This is a genomic window from Sinomonas sp. ASV322, assembly GCF_030908245.1.
Taxonomy (GTDB): domain Bacteria; phylum Actinomycetota; class Actinomycetes; order Actinomycetales; family Micrococcaceae; genus Sinomonas.
Map to the genome: position 1 here is coordinate 158,277 of NZ_JAVFJJ010000007.1, position 16,696 is coordinate 174,972.

The 16,696-nt window shown below is 70.8% G+C and carries 16 protein-coding genes; 8 read left to right on the forward strand and 8 right to left on the reverse strand.

From position 1 onward, the window contains the following. Nucleotides 1-44: 44 nt before the first annotated feature. From RBS12_RS11825 to mctP, 3 genes are all read left to right on the forward strand, one after another. Nucleotides 45-1,535 carry a serine hydrolase domain-containing protein gene (locus RBS12_RS11825; RefSeq protein ID WP_307966305.1) on the forward strand — a complete coding sequence of 497 codons (1,491 nt, stop codon included), beginning with the start codon at nucleotides 45-47 and terminating at the stop codon, nucleotides 1,533-1,535. 148 nt (nucleotides 1,536-1,683) lie between these two features. Further along, nucleotides 1,684-1,989: a DUF3311 domain-containing protein gene (locus RBS12_RS11830; RefSeq protein ID WP_307966306.1), complete on the forward strand. Its 306-nt coding sequence runs from the start codon at nucleotides 1,684-1,686 to the stop codon at nucleotides 1,987-1,989. Continuing rightward, the gene (gene mctP / locus RBS12_RS11835; RefSeq protein ID WP_307966307.1) at nucleotides 1,986-3,659 is read left to right on the forward strand and encodes a monocarboxylate uptake permease MctP; all 1,674 of its coding nucleotides are present in this window, start codon (nucleotides 1,986-1,988) and stop codon (nucleotides 3,657-3,659) included. Before RBS12_RS11830 ends, mctP begins: the two co-directional genes overlap by 4 nt. A gap of 63 nt (nucleotides 3,660-3,722) precedes the next feature. On the opposite strand, the gene RBS12_RS11840 is transcribed toward mctP, so the two are convergent. The 3 genes from RBS12_RS11840 to RBS12_RS11850 all read right to left on the reverse strand — a co-directional run bounded on the left by RBS12_RS11840 (nucleotide 3,723) and on the right by RBS12_RS11850 (nucleotide 6,335). Then, a complete protein-coding gene (locus RBS12_RS11840; protein ID WP_307966308.1) occupies nucleotides 3,723-4,940 on the reverse strand; it encodes a DUF6707 family protein in 1,218 nt (405 codons plus the stop codon). Between the two features lie 109 nt (nucleotides 4,941-5,049). Then, entirely contained in the window at nucleotides 5,050-5,589 is a 540-nt protein-coding gene (locus tag RBS12_RS11845; RefSeq protein WP_307966309.1) for an NUDIX hydrolase family protein, read from the reverse strand. A gap of 2 nt (nucleotides 5,590-5,591) precedes the next feature. Beyond that, nucleotides 5,592-6,335 carry a VOC family protein gene (locus RBS12_RS11850; protein ID WP_307966310.1) on the reverse strand — a complete coding sequence of 248 codons (744 nt, stop codon included), beginning with the start codon at nucleotides 6,333-6,335 and terminating at the stop codon, nucleotides 5,592-5,594. 88 nt (nucleotides 6,336-6,423) lie between these two features. On the opposite strand from RBS12_RS11850, the gene RBS12_RS11855 reads away from it, so the two are divergent. Continuing rightward, complete coding sequence (locus tag RBS12_RS11855) at nucleotides 6,424-7,014, forward strand: YdeI/OmpD-associated family protein (RefSeq protein WP_307966311.1); 591 nt, start codon at nucleotides 6,424-6,426, stop codon at nucleotides 7,012-7,014. Beyond that, the gene (locus tag RBS12_RS11860; RefSeq protein WP_307966312.1) at nucleotides 7,015-7,302 is read left to right on the forward strand and encodes an acylphosphatase; all 288 of its coding nucleotides are present in this window, start codon (nucleotides 7,015-7,017) and stop codon (nucleotides 7,300-7,302) included. A gap of 18 nt (nucleotides 7,303-7,320) precedes the next feature. Here RBS12_RS11860 and RBS12_RS11865 read toward each other — a convergent pair whose 3' ends face one another. From RBS12_RS11865 to RBS12_RS11885, 5 genes are all read right to left on the reverse strand, one after another. Continuing rightward, complete coding sequence (locus RBS12_RS11865; protein ID WP_307966313.1) at nucleotides 7,321-8,115, reverse strand: MBL fold metallo-hydrolase; 795 nt, start codon at nucleotides 8,113-8,115, stop codon at nucleotides 7,321-7,323. A 10-nt stretch (nucleotides 8,116-8,125) separates the two neighbouring features. Continuing rightward, on the reverse strand, nucleotides 8,126-9,337 hold the full coding sequence (locus tag RBS12_RS11870; RefSeq protein WP_307966314.1) for an ABC transporter ATP-binding protein: 1,212 nt from the start codon (nucleotides 9,335-9,337) through the stop codon (nucleotides 8,126-8,128). After that, nucleotides 9,334-10,881, reverse strand: coding sequence for an iron ABC transporter permease (locus RBS12_RS11875; protein ID WP_307966315.1), 1,548 nt, complete (start codon nucleotides 10,879-10,881; stop codon nucleotides 9,334-9,336). The genes RBS12_RS11870 and RBS12_RS11875 overlap by 4 nt, the downstream gene beginning before the upstream one ends. A gap of 124 nt (nucleotides 10,882-11,005) precedes the next feature. After that, a complete protein-coding gene (locus RBS12_RS11880) occupies nucleotides 11,006-12,070 on the reverse strand; it encodes an iron ABC transporter substrate-binding protein (RefSeq protein WP_307966316.1) in 1,065 nt (354 codons plus the stop codon). A gap of 208 nt (nucleotides 12,071-12,278) precedes the next feature. Continuing rightward, a complete protein-coding gene (locus RBS12_RS11885; RefSeq protein WP_307966317.1) occupies nucleotides 12,279-13,433 on the reverse strand; it encodes a glycoside hydrolase family 76 protein in 1,155 nt (384 codons plus the stop codon). 205 nt (nucleotides 13,434-13,638) lie between these two features. On the opposite strand from RBS12_RS11885, the gene RBS12_RS11890 reads away from it, so the two are divergent. The 3 genes from RBS12_RS11890 (at nucleotide 13,639) to RBS12_RS11900 (ending at nucleotide 16,696) form a co-directional block, all read left to right on the forward strand. Beyond that, complete coding sequence (locus RBS12_RS11890; protein ID WP_307966318.1) at nucleotides 13,639-14,466, forward strand: SDR family NAD(P)-dependent oxidoreductase; 828 nt, start codon at nucleotides 13,639-13,641, stop codon at nucleotides 14,464-14,466. Then, nucleotides 14,463-15,671 carry an acyl-CoA dehydrogenase family protein gene (locus tag RBS12_RS11895; protein ID WP_307966319.1) on the forward strand — a complete coding sequence of 403 codons (1,209 nt, stop codon included), beginning with the start codon at nucleotides 14,463-14,465 and terminating at the stop codon, nucleotides 15,669-15,671. The genes RBS12_RS11890 and RBS12_RS11895 overlap by 4 nt, the downstream gene beginning before the upstream one ends. Nucleotides 15,672-15,781: 110 nt before the next feature. Continuing rightward, nucleotides 15,782-16,696 carry an isoaspartyl peptidase/L-asparaginase gene (locus RBS12_RS11900; protein ID WP_307966320.1) on the forward strand — a complete coding sequence of 305 codons (915 nt, stop codon included), beginning with the start codon at nucleotides 15,782-15,784 and terminating at the stop codon, nucleotides 16,694-16,696.

The following is a 16,696-nucleotide window of genomic DNA, read 5'->3' on the forward strand; positions in this document are numbered from 1 at the left end:
CAAGTGTGCCGCACAGCGGAGACACAGCGTCGCCATCTAAGGTCGTGGGAAAGCAGGAGGACACGATGGTGCATGGGGGCGGCGCACGCCGGCGCCGGAGACGGCTTCCGTTCGAGCGGCTCCTTGGGCGCTCGGTGCGCGTACGACGGCGGCGCCTCACCGTGATCGCCATCGGCGCCGCGCTCGTGGTCACCCTGGGGACGATCGGCCTCACCTCCCTCGGCGCCGGGGCCGTCCGAGCGTCCGCGAACGGACGCCGCGAGGCGACGCCGCCGTCGGCCGAGACACCCGTTCGGGCCACGCCTTCGGCGACGGCCACGCCTTCGGCGACGGCCACCCCGACCCCGTCGCCGACCGTGCCCCCGTCGCCGACCGTGCCCCCCTCGCCGACGGCGACCCCGTCGCAGCCCTCGCCGACGCAGCCGCCGCCGTCGTCGTCCGTGCCCTCGTGGCAGGACCTCCCCGCGCAGGCGCAGCGCATTGTGTCGCAGTTCCTCGCGGACCAGGGTGCGGCGGGCCTCGCCGTCGCCGTCTCGACCGGCGGTGCGAGCGGCGGTGCCGGGACCGACTACCTCGCGACGCTCGGCGACGCGGCGCAGGGCGTCGAGTGGTCGGCGGACACGCGCTCTGCCTACCGGAGCATCACGAAGAGCTTCGTGGGCACGGTCGTGCTCGAACTCGCGGGCGAAGGGAAGCTCGGCCTCGACGACCCGATCTCGCGCTACGTCCCCGACCTCGCCTCGGCACAGTACGACGGCGCCCCCGCGGGGAACTCGATCACCGTCCGCATGGCCCTCGAGATGCGCACAGGCGTGCCCGAGTTCTCCGGGACGGAGGGCTTCTCGGACCGGCTCTCGGACGACTACACGGGCGCGTTCACGGACGATCAGCTCCTCGGCTACGCCCTCGCGGAGCCCCTCGACTTCGCTCCGGGGCGCCAGTACGAATACAGCAACACGAACTTCGTGCTCCTCGGCAAGGTCGTCGAGGCCGTCACCGGGAACGGGTGGGATCGCGAGGTCCAGTCGCGGATCCTCTCGCGCCTCGGCCTGCAGTCCGTCGCCTACTCGGGATCGGGCGATCCCGCGGCGGGCGATCCATCGCGGCTCGTCGCGACGCCGTACGAGATCGACGGCCAAGAGGACCTTGAGAACGTGGCCCAGGTGAGCCCGTCGCTCTACGGGGCGTCAGGAGGCCTGTTCGGGAACATCGGCGACCTGCTGCGCTGGGGCCGGGCCCTCGGCTCGGGCGAACTCGTCCCGGCAGCCCTCCAGCAGGCACGGCTCACGGCCATCTCGAATCCTCAGGCTGAAGACCCGGGCAGCCCCGACTACGACGCGTATGGCCTTGCGGCCGGCGAAATCGACGGCTGGTGGGGCCACACGGGAACGGGTCTCGGCTACGAGTCGCTCACGATGTACAACCCGAAGACCGGCATGACGATCGCGATCCTCATCAACACCCAGCTGCCGAATCCCAACGGGCCGGCCATCCTCTTCAAGCAGCTTGAGGGCTCGCTCGACGCGCTCGCGTAGCCTCTTCGCCGGGTCGCTACTTCCGGACCGAGTCAAACTGGGGTACAAAAGCGACGAGGCACAAGCGTGCCTCCGCACGGCCGCCTTTGTCTGGCGCCTCACTCGGGTGCCGGGAATCGGCGGCCTGACGGGCTGACAAGGAGGTCTCATGTCCGACATACCCACCCGCGACACCCCGACGCGCGGGCCCGCCCGGCCGCTTCCGTACGTGCTGGCGGGCATTCTGCTCGCGGTCGCGATCGTTCTCCCGCTCGTCCCACAGCTCTACTCGTTCGACGCCCCGCGGCTCGGCGGGATGCCGTTCTTCTACTGGTACCAGCTGCTCTGGGTGCCCATCTCGGCGGTCCTCAGCAGCATCGCCTATTGGCTCACCGTGTCCGAAGACCGACGACGGCGGAACGCTCTGCAGAACAACGCGCCTGATGCGGGAGCGAACGGCGGTGAGCAGGCATGAGCCGCGAGATCAACTGGGTCGCACTCGCCGTCGTCATCGTCCTGTTCGCGGTCGTCGCGGTCATGGGCTTCATGGCGGCGAACTGGCGGCGATCGAAGTCGGCCGAAGGGCTCCACAGCCTCGACGAATGGGGCCTCGGCGGGCGCGGGTTCGGAACGTGGATCACGTGGTTCCTGCTCGGTGGCGACCTCTACACGGCGTACACGTTCGTCGCCGTCCCGGCGGCCATGTATGCCACGGGCGCCGTGAGCGGCTTCTTCGCCGTTCCGTACACGGTCGTCCTGTACCCGATCATCTTCATCATCATGAGCCGCCTCTGGTCGGTGTCCCATCGCCATGGGTACGTGACGGCCGCCGACTTCGTGGGCGGGCGCTACGGCAGCCGCTGGCTCTCCCTCGCCGTCGCCCTCACGGGCATCGTCGCGACGATGCCGTACATCGCCCTGCAGCTCGTGGGCATCAAGGCGGTCCTCACGGTCCTGGGCCTCGGCAGCTCGAGCAATCCGCTCCTGACCGATCTGCCGCTCATCCTCGCGTTCGTCGTCCTCGCGGCGTACACGTACACGTCGGGCCTCCGCGCCCCGGCCATGATCGCGTTCGTGAAGGACATCCTGATCTATCTCGCGATCATCGTCGCCGTCATCTATCTGCCCATCAAGTTCGGCGGATGGGACACGATCTTCAACGCGGCGCAGGCCAAGCTCACGACCCCGAGCCCGACCACGGGCAAGCCACCCGGGGTGTTCATCCTCAGCCCCACCAACTACTCGGCGTACTGGACGCTCGCGCTCGGTTCGGCCATGGCGCTGTTCATGTACCCGCACTCGATCACGGGGGTGCTCGCGTCGAAGGGCCGCAACACGATCCGGCGCAACGCCGCCATCCTGCCGCTGTACTCCCTCATGCTGGGCTTCCTCGCGCTGCTCGGCTTCGTGGCGATCAGGGCCGGCACCAAGCCGATCGACCTCGACGGCTCCACGAATCCGCAGCTCGTGATCCCGCAGCTGTTCCTCGACGCGTTCCCCTCGTGGTTCGCGGGGATCGCGCTCGCCGCCATCGCGATCGGCGCCCTCGTGCCCGCGGCCATCATGTCCATCGCCGCTGCGAACATGTTCACGCGCAACATCTACCGCGACTTCTTCCGCCCGGACGCGGACCCGAAGACCGAGGCGAACGTCTCGAAGATCGTCTCGCTCGTCGTGAAGGTGGGCGCTCTCGTCTTCGTCATCGTGATGGACCAGACGACGGCCATCAACCTGCAGCTCCTCGGCGGCATCTGGATCCTCCAGACGTTCCCCGCCGTCGTCGCGGGCCTGTACACGCGCTGGTTCGACCGCTGGGCGCTGCTCATCGGCTGGGCCGCGGGCATCCTCTTCGGAACCGTCTCGGCGTACAACGTCGTCAACCCGACCACGAAGGCCCACTTCGGCGGGTCCCTCTCGCCGATCCCGGGCACGGACATCACGGTGTACATCGCGGTCACGGCGTTCGTGATCAACCTGATCGTCGCCGTCGTCCTCACGCTCGTGTTCCGCGCGCTCAAGGTGCCGCAGGGCGAGGACAAGACGCGCGCCTCCGACTTCGGCGCCGACGAGACCGATCCCAAGGTCGCGCAGCTCGAGAAGGTCCAGGGGCTCAGCGGGCCGGGCGGCGCCCCGCCCGTGGTCTAGCTGGGGTTCCGGGCCGGGGCATCCGGGCCGGGTTCGCCCGGCCCGTAGCCCCAGCCGAACCTGCTAGCGCCCGACGGCGTCGAGCTCGATCCGGATGCGACGGTCGAGCTCGGCGTCGTCGAACGCCTCGGAGCCGCCGTGCGCGCGGAGGTGGAGGAGCGTGGCGAGCCGGAGGACGCGCCAATTGCGCTCCTCGGCGTCGTCGCCGGCCTCGTCCGCGCGCGAGACCTCCTTGTCGTACAGATTCGGCTCGTTGAGCGTGCGCTGCCGCACGCGCGCGGCCATCTGCGCCCGGAACGGGTCGGCCTCCGCGGTCTCCGGCCCCCGGAGCAGCTCCGAATAGGCCGCCGCACGCTCTCCCTGGCCGCGCTCGCGGGCCAGATGCGCTGCGAGCGCGAGCCCTGACTCGACAGAGGACCATCGCCCCGGGTTCCCGTCGAACGGGATGACAGCGAGGAGGTCCGCGACCTTGAGCGCGTTCTCCGCGTCGTTCTGCCCGACGAAGAGCTCGTAGGCCAGATCGCGCAGGTCCTGGAGGCACGCACCCGACTTCGGGTTGATGCCCCTCGCGAGCCGCTCCGAGAGCTGATGCACGGCGCTGCGGCCGGGGTGGACCGCGTCGATGTGCCGGATGAGGTCCTCGGGGGTGCCCTCGAGCTTCGGGATGAGGCGGAGCGCCGCGGACGGCGTGGACGTGCCCGGGCGCGCCTTCCCGGGAACGACGACGACGTCGCCCGTGTCGAGCGTGATCGTCGTCGCCTTGCGCTCGGGCACGTCGGGGACGTGCAGTGCGAGCTCGGCCCACGAGGGTTCGGCGACACTGCCTCCGGCGCCGCCGTCGGCGTCGTCGGGGATTTCGTGCTCCGCGATGCCGCGCTCCTCCGCCGACTCTCCCGTGCGGAGCGACGCGTCCGCGCCGTTGCCGGCCGCAACGTCGGTGGCCGCGACGTCACCGACTGCAACGTCGCCGACTGCAACGTCGCCGGCTGTGGGGCCGGCGAACAGGAGGTCGGCGGGGCGGCTCGGTCTCGGAACCGCGATGCTGACGCTCGTGCCGTGGGCGACGCGGAGGTTCGTGCTGTTGTCGAGCGCGATGAAGTACAGGGCCGGACGGCCGTAGTCGTCGACGACCGCGTCGACTTCGAGGATCTGCGCGGTCGTCTCGCCGTCGGGCAGTCGCAGCCGGTGCCCGGGGCTCAGCTCGGATGCCTCGATCTCGCGCAGGTGTTCGGGCGAGTGGGCGGCGTGCCCGAAGGGCTGGAGTTCTGGGCTGTACTGCATCGCGGAGTCCTTCAAGTAGCTGTCGGTCCGCGGCCAGTCTATAAACGTACGGTAACGGCTGGGCCGAGGCGCGCCACGGGCGGGTTCACGGATGGGACCCGTGCCCGCACTACGCGGAGACGCCCGCGAAGGCCAGGGCCTGCCGCACGAGCTCGCCGCGACCGCCCGCGAACTCGCCCTGGACGCTCGCGCTCAGGACGTCGGCGGGGGACATCCACGTGAGCTCGAGGGCGTCCTGGCGCGGCTGGCATTCGCCCGTGACCGGGATGACGTACGCGAGGGCGACGGCGTGCTGCCGCTCGTCCGTGAACCCCGTCTGCGAGGGCGACGGGAAATACTCGACGACGGTGAACGGAACCGGGCTCACGGGGAGCTGCGGCAGCGCGAGGGGCCCGAGGTCCTTCTCGAGGTGGCGCAGCAGCGCGGCCCGGATCGTCTCCTTGTAGAGAACACGGCCCGAGACGAGGCTGCGCACCATGTTGCCTTCGTCGTCGGCCTGGAGGAGCAGCCCCACTTCGTTGACGTAGCCGAGGGGGTCGAGGCGCACGGGGACGGCCTCGACGTACAGCATGGGCAGGCGATTCCGGGCTTCGTAGAGGTCCTCGGGGGAGAGCCAGCCGGGATACGGGTCGGGTGTGCGCACTGCCATGTCTACTGTTCTACCGCATAGGGCTCTGTTGCCGCATGGGTCACGCCGATGACGGCGATGCTGCTGCCGTCGGGCGCCGAGACGGTGAGGCCTCTCGACGTGGCGCTCACGCGAGCTCCCGTCGCGGCGAGCCGATCCGCGAGCGGCGCGAGGTCGCCGTCGTACTCGAACGCGAGCCCTCCGCTCGCCGCGGCCTCCGCCGCCGCGACGACGAGGACGCCGCCGTTCTTCGCGACGAACTCCGCGCCCTCGCCCACGGTTCCCGACGCGTCGCGGGGCCGCGCGCCGATGGCCCGGAGCGTGGCCGCCGCGCCGAGGACGTCCGGCGTGAGCCAGGCCATGCGCACGGTGAGGCGCGGGTCGGCGTCGGCGGACGTCGCGCCGTGCGTGGTCGGATCGGCGCGGAACGAGAAGCCGTCGGGACCTTCGATGCGAACCCACGGCGCGTCGGTGCGTTCGGCGCCGAAGGGAGGCTCGTCGCCGTCGTGCACGAGGGCAGCCGCTCCGCCGTCGTCGACGGTCCGGCGGGCGAACGTCTCGGGATCGCGGACCTCGACGGCGAACGCCACCGAGTGCCGCGGCTCGTGCGCCTCCCGGAGCGCGACGCGGCCGTGCCCGGCGTCGAGCACGAGCCACGGGCCGTGGGCGTCCGCGCCGCCGTCGGTCACGACGAGCCCGAGGGCCTCGAGCAGGCGCCGCATCTCGGGAACGCGGGGAGTCGTGATGATCGGCCTGACGCGGAGCACAGGGCCTCCTTGGGGCAGCGGGTGGTCGCGTTCGAGTGTAGTCCGGGTGAGCGGGCGCGGGCCGGTGGGCGGGCGGTAGCCTAGGCCCATGGCCCCAGACCTTCCCGAGCTCCTCCTGGCGGACGAGCACGCGTGGCGCGCTTGGCTCGCCGAGAACCACGCGACGAGCCGCGGCGTGTGGCTCGTGCAGCACAAGAAGGGCGGCGACGTCACGGAGCTCAAGTTCGAGCAGGCGCTCGACCACGCCCTGTGCTTCGGCTGGGTCGACGGGCAGATCGGGCGGCGCGACGAGGGCAGCTACGTCACGCGCTTCACGCCGCGCGGGCCGAAGAGCAAGTGGTCTCAACGGAACGTCGAGAACATCGAGCGGCTCGAAGCCGCGGGCCTCATGACGGACGCGGGCCGCGCCGTCGTCGATTCGGCGAAGGCCGACGGGCGCTGGGAGGCCGCGTACGCGGGCCAGGCGACCGCGGAGGTCCCAGCCGACCTCGCCGAGGCGATCGCGGCGAACCCCGAGGCGCAGGCCATGTTCGACGTCCTTACGTCCGTGAACCGCTATGCGCTCATCTACCGGACGCAGTCCGTCAAGAAGCCGGAGACGCGGGCCCGGAAGATCGCCGGGTTCGTGGACATGCTCGCGCGCGGCGAGACGATCTACCCGCAGACGAAGACGCCCTAGATGTCCGAGCACGTTCCCGAGGCGAGGCTCCATGCCACCGTGAAGGGCATGGTCCAGGGCGTGGGCTTCCGCTATTGGACGCGGGGCGAGGCCGATCGCCTCGGGCTCGTCGGGAGCGCGGGCAACCGGCTCGACGGGACGGTCGAGATCATCGCGGAGGGCGATCTCGAAGGCGTCGAGCAGCTCCTGCGATGGCTCCAGTCGGGCGATACACCCGGGCGCGTCGACGGCGTCGAGGCGAGCATCGGCCCCGCAACGGGGGAATTCAAGCGCTTCTCGCTGTGGTAACCGCGCCTGGGTGACGGATCAGACCCAGCCGCGCAGATAGTCGAGCTGCGCCGAGACGGAGGCTTCGGCCGCACGGCGCACGGAGGGATCGACGTCGGCGTAGACGAGGTCCGTGACGGCGCCGACGGGGGCGTCAGCGCCGAGCCGCGCGAGGGCGTCGCGGATCTGGTCGAGCCGCTCCTCGCGGTGCGCGATGTATGCCTCCACGATGGCCGCGAGATCGGGCAGGACCGGCCCGTGGGCAGGGAGCACCGTCACGGGCTTCCGGGCTGCGTGGGCGAGCGCCTCGAAGCGGCGCATCGACGCGAGATAGTCCCCGAGCCGGCCGTCCGGATATCCGATGACGGTCGTGCCGCGGCCGAGGATCGTGTCACCCGTGAGGACCGAGCCGCCGTCGCCGTCGTCCGGCACGTGCAGCGAGATCGAGTCCGCGGTGTGCCCCGGCGTCGAGAGGACGACGATCCGCACGCCCGCCGCCTCGATGACCTCGCCGTCGACGACGGCAGGCGCCTCGATGCACAGCGCGGGATCGAACGCGCGGACGGGCGCGCCCGTGAGCCGGTGGAATTCGGCGGCGCCCTCGGTGTGGTCGGGGTGATGGTGCGTGAGGAGCACGAGCTCGACGCGCCCGGCCGCGGCGAGCTCCCCGAGGTGGGTCGCCTCGAGCGGCCCGGGGTCGACGACGACGACGGCAGTACTTTGTGGGCTCTGCCCACGCGCCGCGACCACGTACGAGTTCGTCCCGTCGAGACTCATCGGCCCCGGGTTGGGGGCGAGACGGTATCGAGTGAGCTCGGAGCTGGTGACCCACATGCCGGCAAGCCTACTCAGCGAGCGTGCTCGGCTTCGAGGACGGCTCGCCCACGGGGAACGCGACGCCCTCGCCGATGACCTTGAGCGCGAGGTCCATGCCGCGACGCGACATCGCGGCGTTCCAGTGGCGGATCGTGATGACCTCGCCGCCGCCGGGCACCCGGGGATCGAACGGTCCGACGCGTTCGGCAAGCTTGATCCGCACCGACGATTCGGGCCCGAAGTAGTCCCAGTCGAGGACCGTTCCGTGGATCGGGGATTCGCTCGCGACCCGGATCTGTTCGGGGCGCAGCATGATCTGCACGTGGCCCTGCGTCGTGGGGTGCCGCACCGGGACCGGGCCGAGCGAGCACATCGCGAGACTGCCCTCGAGCCACGCGTCGAGGATGACGGCGTCGCCGAGGAACTCGGCCGTCGCGCGGTCCGCGGGGCGCGTGTAGACGACGAACGGGTTCCCGATCTGGGCGAGCTTCCCGCCGCGCATGACGGCGACCTGGTCGGCGAAGCTCAGGGCCTCGGCCTGGTCGTGGGTCACGAGGATCGTGGTCACGCCGGCCTTCGCGAGCACCCTCGCGATCGCGCGCCGGGTCGCGACGCGGAGGCCAGCGTCAAGCGCGGAGAACGGCTCGTCGAGGAGCATGACCTCGGGCTCGCGCGCCATGGCGCGGGCGAGGGCGATGCGCTGCTGTTGGCCGCCGGAGAGCTCGTGGGGCCGGCGCCTCGCGTACGAGCCGTCGAGCGCGACCATCTCGAGCAGCTCCTCGACGCGCGTCGCGACCGCCTTGCGGCCCCGGAAACGGCCGCCGAAGGCCGCCTTGTCGAGCCCGAACGCGATGTTCTGGCCCACCGAGAGGTGCGGGAACAGCCCGCCGTCCTGCGCGACGTACCCGATGCTGCGACGATGCGCGGGCACCCAGGCGTCGCCCGCGACGGCCTGTCCGTCGAGCACGATCCGCCCAGAGTCGGGGGCCTCGAAGCCCGCGATCAGGCGCAGGAGCGTGGTCTTGCCGGACCCCGAGGGGCCCACGATCGCCGTCGTCCCTCCCCGGGCGACGTGCAGGTTGATGCCTTTGAGGACCGGGTTCGTCCCGCCGCCGCGGCCGAACGTCTTCGTGACGTCCTCGATCTCGAGGTGGTGGTCCGCCGTGTCGGCGATCGACCGCGCGACGCGCGGCTCGGGGAGCCGGGATCCGGACGCGGGGGTGGGGCTCTGTTCGGTCACTGGCCGGCCGCCTTCTTGGACTGCTGGAACAACAGGTAGGTCATGGGTGCGGAGAGCGCGATCATGAGGAGCGCGTACGGTGCGGCCCCAGCGTAGTCGATGCCGTTCGAGAGGTTCCAGAACTTGGTCGCGAGCGTCATAGTCCCGGTCGGCGAGAGCAGGAGCGTGGCCGTGAGCTCATTGACGACGGCGAGGAACACGAGCGCGGCACCGCCCGCCGCCGCGGGGGCCGCGAGGCGGAGCGTCACGCGGAAGAACGCCCTGAGCGGCGGGCGCCCGAGGGCCTGGGCGGCCTCCTCGAGCTCTCGGGGGGCCTGGGCGAGGCCCGCGCGGAGGCTCACGAGCGAGCGCGGAAGGAACAGGAGGACGTACGCGAGGACCAGGAGCGGCGTGGTCTGGTAGACGATCGGGACCGCCTGGAGCGCGACCGTCACGAACGCGAGCGCGAGGACGATGCCCGGCATCGAGCTCGTGACGTAGTTCGCGAGCTCAAGCGTCTTGCTGAGCCAGCCCGGGAAGCGCACCGCGAGCCACGCGAGCGGGAAGGCCGCGGCGGTCGTCGCGAGTGCCCCCAGCAGGCCGAGCCAGAGGCTTTGGCCGAGGGCCGTCGCGAGGGTCGAGAGCGAGTCTTCGGCCCAGATCTCGACGCCGCCGGCCACGAGCCAGCGCCCGATGATCCAGACGGGCACGCCGAGGGCGAGGAAGGCGACGCCGAGGAGCCCGAGGTGGGCCGGGACCTCCCACGCGCCGAGCCGAAGCCTGCTCGGCGCCGCCTGGACGCCCGAGCCGAGCTTCGCGTATCGGGCGTTGCCGCGGGCCCGCGACTCGATGACGAGCATGACGAGGCACAGGGCGGCGAGCACGCTCGCGAGCATGTTGCCCGCCGCGCCGTTGAACGTCGAGCGGTACTGCTCCATGATCGCCGTCGTGAACGTATCGAAGCGGATCATCGCGAAGGCGCCGTATTCGGCGAGGAGGTGCAGGCCCACGAGGAGCGCGCCGCCAGCGATCGCGATGCGCAGCTGGGGGAGGACGACCCGGAAGAAGACGCGCACGGGCCCGAGCCCGAGCGATGCGGCCGACTGCTCGATCGCGGGATCGAGGCGCGAGAGCGACGCGGCCGCGGGGATATAGACGAGGGGGTAGTACGAGAGCGTCGCGAGGAGGACGCCGGACCCGAGCCCCTCCATCGACGGCACGGCCGAGACCCACGCGTACGAGTTGACGAAGGCGGGGATCGCGAGCGGCGCCGCGAGGATGACGGCCCAGGCCCGGTGGGCCCGCAGAGTGGTGCGTTCGACGAGCCACGCCCCGCCCACGCCGAGGACGAGGCACAGGGGCACCGTGAGGAGCACGAGCCACACCGTGTTGCCCAGAAGCTCGAGGACGCGCGGCCGGACGATGAGGGCGACGGCGGAGTCCCACCCGGTCGCGATCGTCATGGCGACGACGAAGCCGAGCGGGACGAGCGAGAGCGCGCCGACAAGCAGGCTCAGGACGATGACCGGCCAATGCGCGAGCCATCCGCGGCGCCCTCTGGCCATCGGCCCGAGGCTTCCCGGCGAGTTCCAGGCAGCCCGCAGCGGGCGGAAGCGAGTGCTTCCGCCCGCCGTGGCTGTTCCGTGCGCCGACGTGGCTTTCGCCTGGAACGAGGATTGCAGCAAGGCCTTAGAGCAGTCCTGCCTGGGTCATGAGGTCGGTGACCTTCTTCGAGTTGAGCTTCGCCGGGTCGACCGCGGGGGCCTGGAGATCCGCGAGCGGGGTGAGCTTCGGGTTCGCCGCGACGTTCGAGCCGATCGGGTACTCGTACGAGGACCCCGTCTGGAGCACCTTCTGGCCCTCAGGACCCGTGATGAACGCGAGGAACTTCTGGGCCGCCGTCTGGTGCTTGCTCGACGCGAGGACGCCGCCCCCCGAGACCGAGACGAACGCGCCCGGATCCTGGTTCTTGAAGTAGTACAGGCCCACGTTCTTCGAGTTCTCGCCGGTCTTCGCCTGGTCGCCGAACCAGTAGTAGTGGTAGATGACGGCCCCGTCGATCTCGCCCGCGTTGACGGCCTTCATGGCCGTGCTGTTGCCCTTGTAGGCCTTCGAGTTGTCCTTCATGGCCTTGAGCCAGTCGAGCGTCGCGCCCTCGCCCTTGAGCTGGAGCATCGCGGAGACGATGGCCTGGAAGTCGGCGCCCGACGGCGACGCGGCCCAGCGGCCCTTCCACTCGGGCTTCGCGAGGTCCATGAGGGACTTCGGGAGGTCGCTGTCCTTGAGCTTGGTCTTGTTGTACGCGAACACCGTCGAGCGCGCAGCGATTCCGACCCACTTGTCCGACGACGGGCGGTAGGCCTGCGGAACGTTCTTTTCGGCGTCGTCGCCCGGGTCGCCGAACAGCCCGGCGTTCTCGACGGCGGTCATCGCCGGGGAGTTCTCCGTGAGGAAGACGTCCGCGGGGGAGTTCTTGCCCTCCTGGATGATCTGCTGGGCCATCTCGGGGTCTTCGCCGTTGCGGAGATTGACCTTGATGCCCGTCGACTTCGTGAACGCATCCACCCACGCCTGCGTGAGTTCTTCGTGCTGCGCGTTGTAGACCGTGATCGTGTCGTTCGCGCCGCCGCTCGCGCCGGAGCCGCCGGAGGACGTCGACGTGCCGGTGGCGGCGCCGCCGCCGCACGCGGAGAGGCCGAGGGCGGCGACCGCGGCGAGCGCGATGCCGGCGAGGGCCTGGGAACGGATCTTCATGGAAGGTCCTTTCGTGGCATTCGGGGGCCAAACACGGTTGGCCCGAGGGTGCGATGAGGCTTTCGACGTCGACGGAGGCCGTGCTGTGAGCGAGGGCGCACGCATGACCTCCGAGGACGACTGTAGGTTAGCCACACCTAACCATGGGTCGATTCCGGCTCAATTGTGGTGCAAATCACCTCAATTACGCAATTTTGATGTTCCCTAATTACGTCCGGTTGGCCTCTGACACGGTCCAGGCCGCCTCGAGGGTCATCCATGCGGCGAGCCGGGCCGAGAGGACCCGGCTCTCCCGCCACGCGGCCTCCGCCCACGCGTTCTGCGCCGTCGCGAGGACGAGCCGGCCGGCGGTCGCGCGCGTCTTGTCGGGGAGGCGGGCGTCACGTGCCGCGAGGGCGAGGTATCGCGTGAGGATCCCGCGGAACAGGGCCGGGTCCCCGGCGGTCCCGTCGGACCGGACGACGCCGTCGCGCGCGAGGCCGCGATCGATCGCTGTGACGAGCTCCGCGGCTCGCGCGAGGTCGCGCCGCGCGTCGGGCGTGCTGGCCGATTGGGCGCCGGCCGGTGGGGCGCCGGCCGATGGGGCGCCGGCCGGTTGGGCGCTGGCCGGTTCGTCGTCGCCGAGCTCGAGGAGTGCGCCGAGGACCGGACCCTGGCTGTATGTCCACACGTCCCGGTTGAGTGTGGTCGTCGCACCACGGCCGTCCGCGTCCCGGCGCACGTCGATGCCGTCGAGGAACAGGCCCGCCGACGTGTCGAACAGCTTCTCGTAGAGCCACTCGACGAGGGCTTGCGCGCGGCGCCGGTCGGCCTGGGTCGCGCGCCGCGCGAAGAACAGGGCCGCCGGGCCCGTCGCGGCGGTGTTCTTGTACGTCCGGCTGGTGTTCCACCACATCCCGCCGCCGAGGTCTGGGGTGTCGCCCGCGACGAGCCGCCGGCCGAGTGCCTCTGCCGCGCTCCTCGCCGCACCGAGCCCCACGCCGCGCATGTGTCGAGAGAGCTCATCGGCGCGCCGCGCCGCAAGCGCGAGCCACGCCATGTCGTCGAAGAACATGTTCGCGAAGGACCCGAAGTTCCGGAATCGGATGGTGCGGATGAGCCGCCGTGCGAGCGTGAACGACGGCGGCTCCGCGCCCGCAGCCGGGGGGTCCGTGGCGTGTTCGCGGGCGGCGGCGTCGACGAGGCAGTCGAGCAGCTGCGCTTGCCACCAGTAGTGCCACTCGCTCCACGGGAGCTGCGGCCTTGCGCGCGGGAGTTCGACCCAGCCGAGCCAGGTGCCCGGGATTCCGAGGAGCCGGTGGCCGAAGTTGCCCGTCACGGCCGTCGCCGCGGCTTCGGCGCGCGCGGCCCACTCGGCGGTCATGGCTCCACGGTAGCCACAGCGGGAGGCGTGGGAAACTCACCATCTCTTGGCTGGGCCGCCCGGTCCGACGACGGCGCGCCCCCGATGACACGCCGTCGTTCGCGCATCCCCTGCTTCGGAACGTGGTGAAAGTCCGTCCGTGACGGGCGTCACGCGAGCCGCTAGACTGAGCTCAGTTAGCCGTCATTAACTGAATGGAGGAGCGATGGAGCTCAGAGGCGCGACGGCGCTCATCACCGGCGGGGCATCCGGCCTCGGGGCAGCGACGGCGCGGCGACTGCACGCGGGAGGCGCCGGCGTCGTCGTCGTCGATCTTCCGGGGGAGCGCAGCGAGGAGGCGGGCCGCCGCCTCGTGGCAGAGCTCACCGCGCAGCCGGGCGGAGCCCCCGCCGCGTTCGCGCCCGCGGACGTGACGGAGGAGGGGCATGTGCGCGCCGCCGTCGCCCTTGCGGCCGGCGAGGGCCCCGGTGGTGAGGGAGGGTTCGGGCCGCTGCGCGTCGTCGTCAATTGCGCTGGGATCGCGACGCCGGGAAAGGTCCTCGGGCGCGACGGCGTGCTGCCGCTTGAGGAGTTCGAGCGGGTGATTCGCGTCAACCTCATCGGCACGTTCAACGTGATCCGCCTGGCCGCGGAGGCCATCGCGCGGACCGAGCCCGTGAGCACCGAGGTCGGCGGACCGGAGCGCGGGGTCATCGTCAACACGGCGTCGGTCGCGGCGTTCGACGGGCAGATCGGCCAGCCGGCCTACTCCGCCTCGAAGGGCGCCGTGCACGCCATGACGCTCCCCATTGCGCGCGAGCTGGCCCGCTCGCTCATCCGCGTCGTGACGATCGCGCCCGGCATCTTCGAAACGCCCATGATGGCCGGCCTCTCGCCGGAGGCCCAGGAATCGCTCGGGAAGCAGGTCCCGCACCCGGCCCGCCTCGGGCGACCGGCGGAGTACGCGAACCTCGTCGCGCACATCGTCGACAACGCGATGCTCAACGGCGAGACGATCCGGCTCGACGGCGCCATCCGGATGGCTCCGCGATGACCGCCGTCGTCGGCGTCGAGCTGCCCTCCGCCGATTATTACGACGTCGAAGCGCTCCTCGATGTGCGCGAGCGGGCCAAGCTCGCCGAACTGCGGGAGTTCCTCGCCGCCGAGGTCGCCCCGAACGCGCAGGGCTGGTGGGACCGGGAGGAGTTCCCGTTCGGCCTCCTGCCCAAGCTCGGCGCGCTCCAGCTCTCGGCGCCGCATCGAACGCTGCCCGGCCGGCCCGCCTATTCGCGGCTCTTCCATGGACTGGTCATCGCGGAGCTCACGCGCGCGGACACGTCCATCGCGACGTTCTTCATGGTCCACCACGACCTCTTCGTCGAGGGCCTCCACGAGTTCGGCACGCCCGCACAGCGCGACCGCTACCTCGCCGACGCCGCCGCCCTGCGCACGACCGGCGCCTTCGCCCTCACGGAGCCCGAGCACGGCTCCGACGTCGCGGGCGGGCTTGCCCTCACGGCACGCCGCGACGGCGACGGCTGGGTCCTCGACGGCGCGAAGCGCTGGATCGGGAACGGCACCTTCGCGGATCACTTGCTGGTGTGGGCCAGGGAGTCCGGGGCCGGCGACGGCGGGACGCCGGGTGCGGTGCGCTGCTTCATCGTCGCGGGCGACTCGCCGGGGCTCACGCGCACGAAGATCGAGCACAAGATCGCGCTCCGGACCGTCCAGAATGCGGTCCTGACGTTCGACGGCGTGCGGGTCGCCGAGGCGGACCGGCTCCCGGGCATCTCGTCGTTCGACGAGGCGCGCACGATGCTCCTCAGCTCGCGCCTCCTCGTTGCGTGGCAGGCCGTCGGGCTCCAACTCGCGGCGTTCGACGTCGCGCGGAGGTATGCCGTCGAGCGCGAGCAGTTCGGGCGGCCCATCGCGTCGTTCCAACTCGTGCAGGGTCAGCTCACGCACATGCTCGGCAACGCGACCGCGTCGATGGCCATGCTCGTGCAGCTCGCCCGTCTGCAGGAATCGGGCGAGGCGACCATGCCGCGCGTCGCGCTCGCGAAGGCGTGGGCGACGGCGCGGGCGCGAGAGACGGTCGCGCTGGGTCGCGGGATACTGGGCGGCAATGGGATCGTGACCGATTACCGCATGGCCAAGATCTTCGCCGACGCCGAGGCCGTCTACACGTACGAGGGCACCTTCGAGGTCAACACGCTCATCGCGGGCCGGGATGCGACGGGGATCTCGGCGATCCGCTAGCGCAACGTCGATGGTTCGAATCGTTCATAACAAAAAACCCAAAATCTATTGCTTCTCGTAATGATTGCGTCTAGCGTGAGACGCATCACAAAGCGAGAGGCCACGATCACATGCATGTCATCGACATCACTCCTTCTGCCGACGGAACGGCGATTGTTCTGCACGGAGGAGCGGGTGGACGCACTGCCGAGCTGACCCCCGACGAGCACAGGGAGTATGCCGCGGGACTTGAGGTCGCATACCGGGCAGGGCGGGCCGTCCTCGACGCGCACGGGTCCGCGTTGGACGCCGTCTGCGCGGCGGTTGAGCAGCTCGAAGACTCACCGCTCTTCAATGCCGGGCACGGGGCGGCGCTGAACGCGCAGGGCGAGGCCGAGCTCGATGCATCGATCATGGCGGGAACGGGCAGGGCGGGCGCCGTCGCGGCGGTCCGCCGAGCCAAGAACCCCGTCTTCGCAGCGCGACACGTCATGGAGAACACCCCTCACGTGCTGCTCGTCGCGCCGTCGTCCGAAGTGATGGCAGAGTGGGGTCTCCAGGTCGTCGACCCGGAGTATTTCATCACCGATGCGCGGAGGCGCCAGCTCGAGACGGTGCTTGCCGGTCGGCTCGAGCCGACCCGTCATGGAACCGTGGGCGCCGTCGCGCGAGACGCGGCCGGGCACCTCGCCGCGGCGACCTCAACGGGCGGGATCGTGGGCCAGCACGAGGGCCGCATCGGGGACACCCCGATCATCGGCGCCGGCAACTACGCCCGCGACGGCATCGTCGCCGTCTCGTGCACGGGCATCGGCGAGGCGTTCATGGAAGGCGTCGTCTCGCACGAGATCTACGCCCGCTTGCGCTTCGGCGGCGTATCGCTCGCCGAGGCCGTTCGCGGCACCATTGTCGACGAGCTGGACCCGCGCGCGGCCGACGGCGGTGTGATCGCCGTCGGCGCCGACGGCCGGGTCGTCGTCGCCCACAATTCAACCTCGATGTTCGCTGCGTACGAGCGCGACGGCGCTCTCGTCACACTCACCTGA